The 12,826-nt window shown below is 73.3% G+C and carries 9 protein-coding genes, 1 other RNA gene and 1 pseudogene; 9 read left to right on the top strand and 2 right to left on the bottom strand.

The features are described 5' to 3' along the window. Nucleotides 1-101 precede the first annotated feature (101 nt). Together ICW40_RS21345 and ssrA are read left to right on the top strand one after the other, a co-directional pair. Nucleotides 102-1,034, top strand: a complete 933-nt coding sequence (locus tag ICW40_RS21345; RefSeq protein ID WP_221652127.1) for a GGDEF domain-containing protein — start codon at nucleotides 102-104, stop codon at nucleotides 1,032-1,034. 146 nt (nucleotides 1,035-1,180) lie between these two features. Then, nucleotides 1,181-1,548, top strand: a transfer-messenger RNA (tmRNA) gene (ssrA, locus tag ICW40_RS01880). 192 nt (nucleotides 1,549-1,740) lie between these two features. On the opposite strand, the gene ICW40_RS01875 is transcribed toward ssrA, so the two are convergent. Next, nucleotides 1,741-2,619, bottom strand: a complete 879-nt coding sequence (locus ICW40_RS01875; RefSeq protein ID WP_221652126.1) for an alpha/beta fold hydrolase — start codon at nucleotides 2,617-2,619, stop codon at nucleotides 1,741-1,743. 90 nt (nucleotides 2,620-2,709) lie between these two features. Continuing rightward, nucleotides 2,710-4,500 (bottom strand): gamma-glutamyltransferase, encoded by a 1,791-nt coding sequence (gene ggt, locus ICW40_RS01870; protein ID WP_221652125.1) that lies wholly within the window; start codon nucleotides 4,498-4,500, stop codon nucleotides 2,710-2,712. 216 nt (nucleotides 4,501-4,716) lie between these two features. Between ggt and ICW40_RS01865 the strand changes: the two genes are divergently transcribed. The 7 genes and pseudogenes from ICW40_RS01865 to ICW40_RS01835 all read left to right on the top strand — a co-directional run bounded on the left by ICW40_RS01865 (nucleotide 4,717) and on the right by ICW40_RS01835 (nucleotide 12,819). Continuing rightward, nucleotides 4,717-6,207, top strand: coding sequence for a peroxidase family protein (locus ICW40_RS01865; protein WP_221652124.1), 1,491 nt, complete (start codon nucleotides 4,717-4,719; stop codon nucleotides 6,205-6,207). A 104-nt stretch (nucleotides 6,208-6,311) separates the two neighbouring features. Continuing rightward, nucleotides 6,312-7,295 carry a hypothetical protein gene (locus ICW40_RS01860; protein WP_221652123.1) on the top strand — a complete coding sequence of 328 codons (984 nt, stop codon included), beginning with the start codon at nucleotides 6,312-6,314 and terminating at the stop codon, nucleotides 7,293-7,295. A gap of 106 nt (nucleotides 7,296-7,401) precedes the next feature. Beyond that, nucleotides 7,402-8,280: an alpha/beta hydrolase gene (locus ICW40_RS01855; protein WP_221652122.1), complete on the top strand. Its 879-nt coding sequence runs from the start codon at nucleotides 7,402-7,404 to the stop codon at nucleotides 8,278-8,280. Between the two features lie 76 nt (nucleotides 8,281-8,356). Next, nucleotides 8,357-10,003 (top strand): helix-turn-helix transcriptional regulator, encoded by a 1,647-nt coding sequence (locus tag ICW40_RS01850; RefSeq protein ID WP_221652121.1) that lies wholly within the window; start codon nucleotides 8,357-8,359, stop codon nucleotides 10,001-10,003. Continuing rightward, nucleotides 10,000-10,713, top strand: a pseudogene (locus ICW40_RS21730) (FAD-binding oxidoreductase); the annotation flags it as partial. The gene ICW40_RS01850 and the pseudogene ICW40_RS21730, both read left to right, overlap by 4 nt. 427 nt (nucleotides 10,714-11,140) lie before the next feature. Then, nucleotides 11,141-11,647, top strand: coding sequence for a BBE domain-containing protein (locus tag ICW40_RS01840; RefSeq protein ID WP_221652120.1), 507 nt, complete (start codon nucleotides 11,141-11,143; stop codon nucleotides 11,645-11,647). Continuing rightward, nucleotides 11,644-12,819: an FAD-dependent oxidoreductase gene (locus ICW40_RS01835; protein ID WP_221652149.1), complete on the top strand. Its 1,176-nt coding sequence runs from the start codon at nucleotides 11,644-11,646 to the stop codon at nucleotides 12,817-12,819. Before ICW40_RS01840 ends, ICW40_RS01835 begins: the two co-directional genes overlap by 4 nt. Nucleotides 12,820-12,826: the final 7 nt, after the last annotated feature.

The following is a 12,826-nucleotide window of genomic DNA, read 5'->3' as shown; positions in this document are numbered from 1 at the left end:
CGAAGGGCCCGCTGCCCGGCCCGCGAACCGCTCACGGACCCGTCGGCGGTGCCGATGATCAGTCCGTGAGGGCCGCACCGGCGGCCCCGAGGAGGGTCGCCGTGGGCGCACGCGGGCAGGGTCGTCTGACCCGCCGGGACGAGTCACGCATCCTCGCCCTCGCCTACCTGATCGCCGGCCTCGTCGTGGGCGTCACGGCCCTCGTGCCGTTCAGCCCGACCGCACCGCGTGCGCTCGCGGCGGTGCTCGCCGTCGTCGGCGTGGGCCTCACCGCAGCGCTGCGCCGCGGCGGCGACGCGCTGCGTGGCTGGCACCTGCACGCCGGTCTCGGTCTCGCGACCGCCCTCATCGGGACGTGCGTGGGCGCGTCGACGACGCCGAGCGGCACGGTGCTCACCGCGGTGTCCTTCCTGTGGATCGGCGTCTTCAGCGCGACCTTCCACCGGCGCCGCGTGCTGCTCCGCCACCTGGCCGGGGTCGGCGCCGCGCTGGCGGCGGGCCTGTGGGGCGCCGCCGCCGAGTCGGCACCGCAGACGTGGTTCTTCCTCATGGCGACCATCGGGTGCATCAGCCTCGTGCTCAACGGCCGGATCGTCGACCTGCGGCTCGAGGCCACGACCGACGAGCTCACGGGTGTGCTGTCCCGGCGCGCCTTCCGCGTCGCGGCCGAGCTCGAGATGGCGCGCGCCGCGCGGACGGGCCAGCCGCTCACGCTCGCCGTCGTGGACCTCGACGACTTCAAGCGGATCAACGACGAGCGCGGTCACGCCGCGGGTGACGCCGTGCTCGCGGGCCTCGCACGCAGCTGGCGGCGCACGCTGCGCGCCGACGACGTCGTCGGGCGGTTCGGCGGTGACGAGTTCATCCTGCTCCTGCCGCACACCGACCCGCCGTCGGCCACGACCGTCCTCGGGCGGCTGCAGGCCGACCTGTGCGCCTGGTCGGCGGGCGTCGCGGCCTGGCGCGGGCAGGACTTCGACGAGTGGTTCCGCGCCGCGGACCACGACCTCTACCGGGTCAAGGCGGCGGCCTGACTCGACGCTGGGCCGTCGGCGGCCTGACCTCGGGGAATACCGAGGACGACGACGCCGTTGTGCCGTAGGCTTGACCTGCTCGGCGTGCGGACCAGCGGTACCGGTGACGGTGCTGGTCCGATCGGCGGGTGATTGACAACTGCACAGGGGGTGATCGGTTTCGACGATGGTTGTCGTTCCAGGAGAAGCGGGCCGAGGATGCAGGGTTATCTCGTTAACGCTCCTTGCAAACCCATAGGTGCCGATTCCAAGCGCACCGACTTCGCACTCGCCGCCTGAGCGAGTCCTGAAGTCCGTCAGCCTGAGCTAGCTTCCGACTCAGTGTCTGGCGTCATCTAGGAAGCCACTGCTCGCAGCGTTCGCCGTCGGCGCTGCGGGGACTTTCAGACGGCTGAGCCCGTCAGCGACTCGTCTGCGTGATCGCTGGGGCTGAGAAAATCATCAGCAGACTGCGCCCGGAGAAGACCTGTTTCACTGCCATCGGACGCGGGTTCGATTCCCGCCACCTCCACCATCCGTGCTCCCGTCCGCGGGAGCCGGGCGACATCGAGGCCGTCGTCCCTCTCGCCGGGGACGGCGGCCTTCGTGTGCTGACCGAGCCTCCGCGAGCGGCCCAGGCCGCTGAAACCGCGATTGGCGCGTGGGTCTGGCCACGTTCGGGGCGGCTGAGACCAGTGCCTCGGTCGTGCATTTTTGCGCGAAGGACTCAGCCCGAAGGAGCGCTGAGCCAGCCGTAGATCGCTGCGAGATCGCCTTCGCCGAGGAGATGTCCTCCGGACATCTCGTGCATCCGCGCGCCCGGGATCGACATTTGCAGATACTCGTGGTGTCCCCGGGCCACCAGCACGTCGGCGGGCCCGTACCAGATGCTGGTCGGGACTGTGATCGCTGACAGCTCGAAGCCCCATGGGCGGGTCAGCGCGATGGTGTCATCGATCCATCCATCCACGCCCTGCCGATAGGTCAGTTCCATCCGCTCGAGGTAGCCGTCCTCCTGGTGCCGGGCTGCGAGTCCCCGTCGATCACTCGCCGGAAGCTCATAGTCGCCGACCACCTGCAGGCCGCCAGCCTCGACACTGCTCATGGCGTCGGCGGCGAGCTGCTGCACGATGGGGCGGTAGGCGGCCTCGCCTTGCGCTGCGGCATGGAACTCCTTGACGTTGCCTGGTGACATCTCGGCGTACCAGTCCAGACCAGGGGCATCGTGGGGAGCCAGGCCGACCACACTCGCACAGGCGGTGACCCGATCTGGTAGCTCGGCGGCGATCGCCAACGCGTGTGGCGCGCCGCCCGAACCGCCCCACAGTGCGAACTGGTCCCAGTTCAGTTCGTCAAGCACGGTCTGGACGTCGTCAACGACGTCCACCACTCGACGACCTGGCCGCCGACTCGTCCTCCCGTAGCCGGGCCTGTCGATCACCAGGAGCTCGCAGTCCGCGGACCGAGCCGCAGCGACGAGCGCTGGCGAAAGCCGCCGAGTCCCTGGAGTCCCGTACTGAAAGATAACCCGTCGAGCCGCCCCCTTGCTGTAGAGGCAGTACTCGACACGTCGAAGACCGACGCGGACGTCGGCATCACGGACCATGCCTCAACCTAGCGACGCGCCGATCGGGCGCCAGTAGCAGGACATCGGTGTGCGGCGATCCGGGCGACGCGCGGCACGGCGCGTGGTCTGTCATCCTCCGTGGACGACCGCCGCGCTGCCCCCGCCGCGACGAGCTGGTTCCGCCACCGCCAGGAGCGCGCCGCCGGGGAGGAACTCGATCGCGGTGGCCGCACCGATCTCCGGGTTGTCGGTGAACACGTGGCCGAGGGCCTGCAACGCCGTCCGGTCGAAGCCGGGCTCAGCCTGGACCGCGGCGGTGTTGCGCTGGGTGGCGCGGGGCGCTGCGACGGCGGCCGGCAGATCCATCCCGAGATCCAGGCGGTTCACGAGGATCTGGAGCACCGTCGTGATGATCGTGGACCCACCCGGGGAGCCGAGCGCCAGGTACGGCTTGCCGTCCGCCAGGACGATGGTCGGCGCCATCGAGCTGCGCGGCCGCTTGCCGGGGCCGGGCAGGTTCGGGTCGCTGCCGCCCTGGGTTTCGGTGAAGTTGAAGTCGGTCAGCTCGTTGTTGAGCAGGAAGCCGCGGCCCGGCACCACGATCCCGTTGCCGCCGAGCGACTCGATGGTCAGGGTGTACGCCACCACGTTGCCCCAGCGGTCCGCCGTGGTGAGGTGCGTCGTGGACTGCCCGTCCGACACCTCCGTGCCGACCGTCGCCGGTTCGCAGGCGGCATAGTCGCCGTCCGGCGCCCCGGGCGCCACCGGCTTGACCAGAGCGACGGCCGGGTCGATCAGGCACGCGCGCTCCGCCGCGAACCCGTCCGAGAGCAGCTGCTCCAGGGGCACGTCGACGAACGACGGGTCGCCGACGTACCGGTTGCGGTCGGCGAACGCCAGCGCGCTCGCCTCGAGGTACCCGTGCAGGGTCTGGGTCGCGTCGAAGGGTCCGCCGGGACGCGCCTCGAGGATGTTCAGGGCCTCGCCGACGGTCGAGCCGCCGGACGACGGTGGCGCCATGCCGTAGACGTCGAACCCTCGGTACGACACGAGCGTGGGTGCGCGCAGAGGTGCCTCGTAGGACGCGAGGTCGCTCAGCTCCAAGAGGCCCGGGCGGACGACGAGCGGGCTGCGCCGGCTGACCGGCGGCCTCTGGGCCGTGCGGACGATCTCCCGGGCGAGCCTGCCGGTGTAGAACGCGTAAACCCCGCGATAGGCGAGCACGTCGTAGGTCTCGGCGAGGTCGCGGTTGCGGAAGACCGACCCGACCGCGGGGGGTGCACCGTGCCGCAGGAAGAGGTCCGCCGACGACCGGAAGGCGGCGAACCGCGCGGCGTTCGCGGTGGTCTGGTCCACGAACGTCTGGTCCACGACGAATCCCCGCCGCGCCACCTCGGTGGCCCCCCTCAGGGCCTGCCGCAGGTCCAGGGAACCCCACCGGTCGAGAGCCGTCGCCCACGTCCGCGGCGTGCCGGGCACGCCCACGGACAGGCCCGACGTCACCGCCTCCGCGAAGGGGATCGGCACGCCGTCCTCCACGAACGCGTCGCTCTGCATGGTCATCGGCGCGGTCTCACGCCCGTCGATGGTGTGGACCTGGCCGGTCGCCGCGTCGTAGTACACGAAGAACCCGCCGCCCCCGATGCCTGCCGAGAACGGCTCGGTCACGCCGAGCGTCGCCGCGGCCGCGACGGCGGCATCCACCGCGTTCCCGCCCCGGCGCAGCACGTCGAGTCCCACCCGGGTCGCGTCCGCGTCGACCGTGGTGACCGCCCCGCCGTACCCGGTGGCGACCGGGACCTTCTCGCTGTGACCCGGGCGCGGCGGGTGCGCCGAGGCGGGCGCGACGCCCATGCCCAGTGCGAGGGCGACGGCGGCGACGAGCGCCACCCGCGAGCCGATCTGCCGGGTCGATCGCATCAGATGTCCTCGGGCCAGAGGCGGTAGGTCCCGTCCTACCACCTGCTGGCGGGGGCGTCGAGGAGATGTGCGTACGTACCGCGACCCACCCCCTGCCGAGCGCCGCTCGGGGCGAGCACACTGGCTCCGTCGGCGCTCTCGCACCGACATCCGTGACGAGCCTGGTCGACGCCGCCGGGAACGTGAGACGCCGCCCAGCGAGACAAGGGGTCGGCCATGCCACATGGACACGCAGAGCTCGGCGTCACGACGCCGCGGTCCACGTTCTACGACCAGGGCCGCTTCGGGCGGCTCTTCCCCACGCTTCCGCCGTTCGCAGCAGACACCCCGACGATGCGCGGGGCTCTGACCGAGCTCGGCGCCGCAGGCGGCCCGATGGACGCCCGGGACGACCTGAGCGACCCCATCGCCCTGATCACGGACCCGGACCTCGCGGCTCGCAACCGCGACAACCCCAGGATGGCGGCTGGGATGACCTTCCTCGGTCAGTTCCTCGACCACGACATGACCTTCGACGCGACGTCGAGCCTCGCGCGACGCCAGGACCCCGAGTCGCTGCGCAACTTCCGGATCCCCGCACTCGACCTGGACAGCGTCTACGGCAGCGGCCCGGTCGCAAGCCCGCACCTGTACGACCAGACGGTCGACCACGGCCGCACCACCCTGCTCGTCGAGGAGATCTCCGGCGCCGACGGCGTCTCGGTCCCGGGGGCGATGCGCTACGACCTCCCCCGCAACACCCAGCTGGTCGCGCTCATCGGCGATCCGCGCAACGACGAGAACCTCGTGATCTCCCAGCTCCACCTCGCGCTGCTGCGTTTCCACAACCGGGTGGTCCAGGACGTGAAGGACGACGCCGCCGGGTTGACCCTCGGTGAGACGTTCGCCGAAGCCCAGCGGATCGTCCGCTGGCACTACCAGTGGATCGTGCTCCACGAGTTCCTGGAGAGGACCGTGGGGCAGGACGTCGTCGACGACGTCCTCAGCCACGGGCGCCGGCACTTCTCCTGGCGCAACGCTCCCTACATCCCGGTCGAGTTCTCCGTGGGCGCCTACCGGGCCGGCCACTCCCAGATCCGCCCCAGCTACCGCGCGAACTTCGGCACCACCGCCACCGATCCGTCCACGCACTTCTTCGGGCTGCTGTTCGACGCCACACTGGCGGCCGACCCCGACCCGGCCGACCTGCGTGGCGGCTGCCGGGCGCCGCGCCGGTTCATCGACTGGCAGACGTTCTTCGACTTCGGCGACGACCGGGCTCGGCGCAACAAGCTCATCGACACGACCCTCTCCAGCGTCCTGTTCTCGCTGCCCGGGCAACCGGCGGGCGAGGAGGTGTCGCTGGCGTCGCGCAACCTGCTGCGGAGCCTCGCTCTGGGGGTCCCGTCGGGGCAGCGGATCGCGGCCGCGATGCAGTTTCCCGCGCTCTCCGGCGCCGACCTCGAGGACCTGCAGGAGTACCACCTGGAGAACCGGACGCCGCTGTGGTTCTACGTGCTGCGCGAGGCCGAGGTGCAGCACGGCGGCCGTCAGCTCGGTTCGGTCGGCGGACGGATCGTCGCCGAGGTGATCGTCGGCCTGCTCCAAGGCGACTCGCAGTCCTACCTCAACCAGGACCCGGACTGGGAGCCGACGTACGGCACGGGTGACGGCTTCGCCACGACCGACCTGCTGACGGCGGCCGGGGTGGTCGCGGCGCTGGCCTGACGAACCGGTCACCGACCCGAGCAGCCACGGCGTTGCGCGGGCCGCTCGTCAGCGACTCGTCCCGATAGGTTGCACGACAGCACGCCCCGACGCGAGAGGCCCGCATGAACCGCATCCCCCGCCGGACCGTGAGCGTCGCCGGTTGCGCCCTCCTCGTCGTCCTCACGGGCTGCGGAGGTTCGGCAGGCGGTGGAGGTGCTGAGGGCGGAGGTGGTGAGAGCGTCCCGGAGGACCTGCCCCAGGGCGTCATCGACGAGATCCTCGACGAGGCCTACGCCGACGACGACGAGGAGGTGGCGCACGCGCGGATGACGGAGGTCGAGAACCGCGTCGCCGCGTGCATGGCGGAGCTGGGGTTCGAGTACACCCCGGTCGACTACCTGAGCACGCACGGCACCGGCGCCGCGGCCGAGCTCGGCGTCGAGTGGGGCACCCTCGAGTTCGCGGAGCAGTTCGGCTACGCGGCGACGACCCGCCCGTTCGGCGAGGACCAGTTCGTCGACCCGAACGAAGTCAGGTACGAGAGCATGTCGCAGCAGGAACTGCAGGCCTGGTCCGAGGCGCTGTGGGGCCCTCGCAGCCAGGGCGGCGACGAGCCGGAGGCGTACGACTGGCAGACCGCCGGCTGCCAGGGGAGCGCGCAGCACGAGGTGGACGTCGAGAACGGCCTGGCCGGGGGCGCGTACGAGGCGCTCGAGGACGAGCTGGACGCCATGTGGGCGGCCATCGCGAGCGACCCGCGGACGAGCGAGCTCGACGCCGAGTGGGCGTCGTGCATGGCCGGTGCCGGCTACGCGGGCCTCGAGACGCCGGCCGACGCCGAGGCGTTCATCTACGACAAGGCGGCTGCGGTCTACAACGTGAGCCCCGCCGAGGCCGAGGACGAGTCGTTCGACGACCAGCAGGAGGCGCGCCTCGCTGCTGTGACGGACGAGGAGATCGCGACGGCCGTCGCCGACTTCACGTGCCGCGAGGAGGTCGACCTCGCGCGCCGGCAGGCCGAGATCGGCGTCGAGCACCAGCAGGAGTTCTACGACACCCACAAGGCCGAGGTCGACGCGTGGCGGGACTCGCTCGCCGAAGGGTGAGCCTGCTCCGCGGTCAGGCGACCCGATGAGTTCCGGGGCGGCCGCGGGTCACTCCACCAGTGGCCGGGGACCCACCCGGCGCCCGGACGACAGGAGGGGACGACCCATGACGACCACACCCGCAGTCCAGGAGACGCTCGAGGTCCCGGGCGCCACCATCGCGTTCGACGTGCACGGACCGGCCCCGGCCCCCGGCCTCCCCCGGCCGCTGCTGCTGATCGGTCAGCCGATGACCGCCGAGGGCTTCGGGACGCTGGCCTCCCACTTCCCCGACCGCACCGTCCTCACCTACGACCCGCGCGGTCTCGGTCGCAGCACCCGGGACGACGGCAGCACCGAGCACCGCCCGGAGCAGCAGGCCGACGACCTGCACCGTCTGATCGAGCACCTCGGTGGCGGTCCCGTCGACGTCTTCGGCAGCAGCGGCGGCGCGGTCGCCGGCCTCGCGCTCGTCGCCGCGCACCCCGAGGACGTCGCGACGCTCGTGGCGCACGAGCCGCCCGTCCTGCCCCTGCTGCCCGACGCCGACGTCGTGCTCGCCGTGAGCCGCAAGGTCACGGAGGTCTACCACGAGCGCGGGTGGGGTGCCGGCATGGCGGCGTTCATCGCGATGACGTCGGTCGAGGGCGAGCTGCCCGCCGACTTCGTCCTCGAGGTACCCGACCCCGCAGCGTTCGGCCTGCCGACGGAGGACGACGGCTCGAGGGACGACCCCCTCCTCTCCGGCGTCTCCGCGCCCGTGAGCGGGTACCGCCCCGACGTCGCCGCGCTGCGGGCGGCCGGGACCCGCCTCGTCGTCGCGGTCGGTGCGGCGAGCGGCCACTCGATGACGGCGCGAGCGACGGTGGCGGTCGCGGAGGCCCTGGGGGTCGAGGTCACCGAGTTCCCCGGCGACCACGGCGGCTTCCTCGGCGGCGAGTTCGGCCAGACGGGCGAGCCCGACGCGTTCGCCGCGCGGCTGCGCGAGGTGCTCGGGACGACCTGACGCGGGCGTTCTCCGGGTCCTGCGCGGGCAGTACGGTGGGGACGGCGCCTGTGCCCGGTGCCGCGGAGATGAGTCGATGGTCACCGCCGAGGTCCTCGCGCGCGGACGCGAGTCGGTCCGCCGGCTGGCATGGGCCGACGCCTTCGCGCAGCTCAGCGCTGCCGACGAGGCGGAGCCCTTGGAGCCCGTCGACCTCGAGCGCCTGGCGACGGCGGCCTACCTCGTCGGCCGGGAGGACGACGCCACGCGCCTGCGCGAGCGGCTGCACCGCGAGCACGCCCGCCGCGGTGAGCCCCGTGGCGCGGCCCGGGCTGCAGCCTGGCTCGCTCTGACCTTCTGGCTGCGCGGTGACCTCGCGCGGAGCAGCGGCTGGCTCGCCCGCGCCCGCACGCTCCTCGACGGCGTCGACGACGCGGCGGTCGACTGCGTCGAACGGGGGTACCTGCTGGTCCCCGAGGCGCTCGACAGCCTCGCGCGCGGTGACGCCGAGACCGCCTACGCCACGTTCGCGCGTGCCGGCGTGATCGGCGAGCGCTTCGCGGAGGCCGACCTCCAGGCGTTCTCGCTGCTCGGGCGTGGGCAGGCGCTCATCGCGTCGCTGCGTGTCGCCGAGGGCCTGACGCTGCTCGACGAGGTGATGGTCGCGGTCACGACGGGCGAGGTGTCGCCGATGGCCGCGGGACTCGTCTACTGCGCCGTGATCGAGGCGTGCCGGGACACCTTCGACGCGCGGCGCGCCCGGGAGTGGACGGCCGCCCTCAGCCAGTGGTGCGACGCGCAGCCGGGCCTGGTCTCCTACCGCGGGCAGTGCCTCGTGCACCGGTCCGAGGTCCTCCAGCTGCGCGGCGCGTGGTCGGAGGCGCTCGCCGAGGCCCGCGTCGCGGTCCGGCGACTGTCCGACCCTCCCGGCCAGCCGGCGCTGAGCCTGGCTGCCCATCAGGAGGCCGACCTCCTCAGACTCCGCGGGCAGTACGCCCGCGCCGAGGGGCTCTACCGCGAGGCGGCCCGCTGGGGCACGGTCCCCCAGCCGGGGTGGTCCCTGCTGCAGCTGTCGCAGGGCAGGACCGCGGCGGCCCTCCGCTCGATCGACGTGGCGCTCGACGAGACGACCGACGCGCTCGCGCGGTGCCGGCTGCTCCCGGCGGCCGCAGAGATCCGCCTCGCAGCGGACGACGTCGCCGGGGCTCGTTCCGCGGTCGACGAGCTGAGGTCGACCGTGGCCGACGTCGGGTCCGCGCTGCTGGACGCGGCGGCCGGCCGCGTGCACGCGCTGGTGCTCCTGGCCGAGGGCGACGCGCGCGCCGCGCTCTCCGCTGCCCGAGCCTCGTGGCGCGTCTGGCGCGAGCTCGGTGCCCCCTACGAGGCCGCGCGTGCCCGGGAGGTCGCCGCGACAGCCTGTCGCGCGCTGGGCGACGACGACGCCGCGGCCCTCGAGATCGACGCCGTGCGCGCCGTGTTCCAGGACCTGGGCGCGGCGCCGGACGTCCGGAGGGTCGGCCCGCCCGGCATCCGGCCGCCGACGGGCGGTGGCGCGGCGCTCACGACGCGCGAGGCGGAGGTGCTGCGGCTCGTCGCCTCGGGGAGGACCAACCGGGCGATCGCCGCCGAGCTCTGGCTCAGCGAGCGGACCGTCGCGCACCACGTGAGCAGCATCCTGGCCAAGCTCGGCGTGCGCTCCCGCGCCGCCGCCACCTCGTACGCCTACGAGCACGACCTCGCATGAGCCCGGGAGCCCGCGGCCATGGGCAGAACTGCCCAGCCGTCGCCCCTCCCGACCGGGCCGACCGACCGATGCGGGGCGCACGGCGACCTCCGTACGTTCGGGGAAATCCTGGACGAGCACGAGGAGCGTGCGCCATGACCGATGACCTCACCCGGCGCCGCGGCGCGCGCAGGCACGCAGCCGTCGACGACCCCGCCGTCGACGACACCACCGTCGACGACACCACCGCCGCCGGCGGGCACGTCGCCGTCGGTCCGGCGCAGGTCGACGCGCTCACGGCCGCGATCGACGGCGCGGTCCTGCGCGCGGGCGACCCGGGCTGGGACGACGCCGTCGGGCTCTGGAACGGCATGGTGCAGGCGGTCCCCGCCCTGGTCGTCCAGCCCGTTTCCCCCGCCGACGTGGCGACCGTCGTGACGTTCGCGCGCGACGGTGGGCTGCTGCTCGGAGTCAAGGGCCGGGGGCACCACATCGCCGGCACCTCGATCCCCCACGGAGGCCTGCTGCTCGACATGGCGCGGATGACGCAGGTCACCGTCGACCCCGTGGGCCGGGTCGCGCACGTCGGCCCGGGGTGCCGCCTCGGGGACGTGGACGAGGCCACCCAGGAGCACGGACTCGCGACGGTGCTCGGCTTCATCTCGGACGTCGGCGTCGCGGGTCTGACGCTCGGCGGCGGGCTGGGCTACCTCAGCCGCCGGTTCGGCTGGACCGCGGACAACCTGGTCGAGGTCGAGATCGTCACGGCCGACGGCGTGCTGCGTCGCGCGTCTCGCGACGAGCACCCGGACCTCTTCTGGGCGGTACGCGGGGCGGGGGCGAACGTCGGCGTCGTGACCCGCCTCAGCCTCCGCCTCCACGAGGTCGGACCGGACGTCGTCGGCGGCCTGATCGCCTGGCCGTTCGACCGGGCTCCCGAGGTGCTCCGCGCCTACCGGACCCTGACCACCCGTGCGCCGCGGGAGCTCGCGGTGTGGCTCCTGCTCCTCCACGCGCCACCCGAGCCGTTCGTCCCCGAGGAGTGGCACGGTCGCAAGCTCTGCGCGATGGCCGTGTGCTACACCGGCGATCACCCGGAGGACGCCCTGGCCCCCCTTCCGAGCGATCGGCGGGCCCGTGGTCGACCTCCTCGAGCCGATGCCGTACACCGCCGTGCAGAGCTACCTCGACGACGGCGAGCCCCGCGGGATGCACTACTACTGGCGGACCACCTACCACGCGGACCTCACCGACGAGCTGCTCGACCGTGCCCGCGCGGTGTTCGCGGACTGCGAGATCCCCGGGGCCGAGGTGGGGTTCCTCCACGTCGGCGGCGCGCTCAACGAGCACGCCGAGGACGACGGGGCGGTCGGCAACCGCGACACGTGCTACGTCAGCGGGGTCAACGGCATGTGGGCGCCGGACGAGCCGCGCGCGGACGAGTTCCGGCACTGGGTACGCGCTGCGGGCCGTGCCCTGGAACCCCTCGGCACGGGGCGGTCCTACATCAACTTCCAGACGGCGGACGAGGGCGAGGAGCGCGTCCGCGCGACGTACGGCCCGAACTACGACCGGCTCGCGGCCGTGAAGGCGCGGTACGACCCGGGCAACCTCTTCCGCAGCAACCGGAACGTGCGCCCGGCGCGCACGGGCGGCGCTCCGTGACGCCCGGCCGGGTCGGCGCGATCGGCGTCGTCGGCGGAGGCATCGCGGGTTCGGCCCTCGCTCGCGCGCTCTCGCTCCGCGGCGTGGCCTGCACCGTGCTGGAGCGGTCGTCCGGCCCGTCGGCCGAGGGGCTAAAGATCAACCTGCCGGGGAACGCCGTGCGGGCGCTCGCGGCGCTCGGCGTCGCCGACGAGACGATGGACCGCGGCATCCGCGTCCGGCGCAGGGAGTACCGCAACGGTGCGGGCCGTCTGCTGTTCGCGGTGGACGAGGAGCGGTTCTGGGGGTCCGGGCAGCCGTCCGTCTGCCTGCGCCGGGGCATCCTCCTCGAGGTCCTCCGTCGGGACGTCGCCCTGGCGGACGTCAGGTGGGCTGCGCCGGTGGACGAGGTGACGACGAGCACCTCCGGTGCGTCCGTGCGCGTGCCGCCGGCCGGGCCCGAACGCTTCGACCTGGTCGTCGGCGCGGACGGGGTGCGGTCGCGCGTGCGTGCCGCGATCGCTGCGGCCGCCGGGGGCCCGGCCGCGCCTGCGCAGGGGTCGCTGATGACCGAGACCAGCTGGCGGTTCGTGGTGGCGAACCCGGGAGTCGACTGCTGGACGGTGTGGTCCGGCAGCCGCGGCACGCTCCTGCTCATCCCGGTCGACGACGCGCACGTGTACGGGTACGCGTCCGCGACACGAGGTGGCCCGGCCGGCTCGGGGCGCGACTGGCTGCGCACGACGTTCGCCGCCTTCCCGGCGCCCGTCGTCGAGGCGACCGTCGCCGCGCTGGCACCCGGTGCCGAGCTGTACCACTCGCCGGTCGACGAGGTGCGGGGCCGGCGCTGGAACGCCGGTCGACTGGTCCTGATCGGCGACGCCGCGCACGCCGTCGCACCCGTGTGGGCCCAGGGAGCCGCTCTCGCCCTCGAGGACGCCGTCGTGCTCGCGGCGCTCGTCGCGGCCGGCGGCGACTGGTCCCGGCTCGGGAGCGACCTGGAGCGGGCGCGTCGCCCGCGCGTCGAGCACGTGCAGCGCATGACGGACCGGATGAGCCGGATCGCGCGGGTGCCTCCGCTGCTGCGGGACCTCACCGCCCCGTCGGTCGGCCCGCGGGCGTACGCGTCCGCGTACGCCCCGCTGCGCGAGCCCGCCGACCCGTCGCCCGGTCGTCCGGCGCACCCGTCCTGACGTGCGT

The sequence above is a fragment of the Actinotalea ferrariae genome, assembly GCF_019733465.1.
In the GTDB taxonomy this organism is placed as follows: domain Bacteria; phylum Actinomycetota; class Actinomycetes; order Actinomycetales; family Cellulomonadaceae; genus Actinotalea; species Actinotalea ferrariae_A.
The sequence above is the reverse complement of the archived record's forward strand: the minus strand, read 5'-3'. Positions and strand labels throughout refer to the sequence as shown.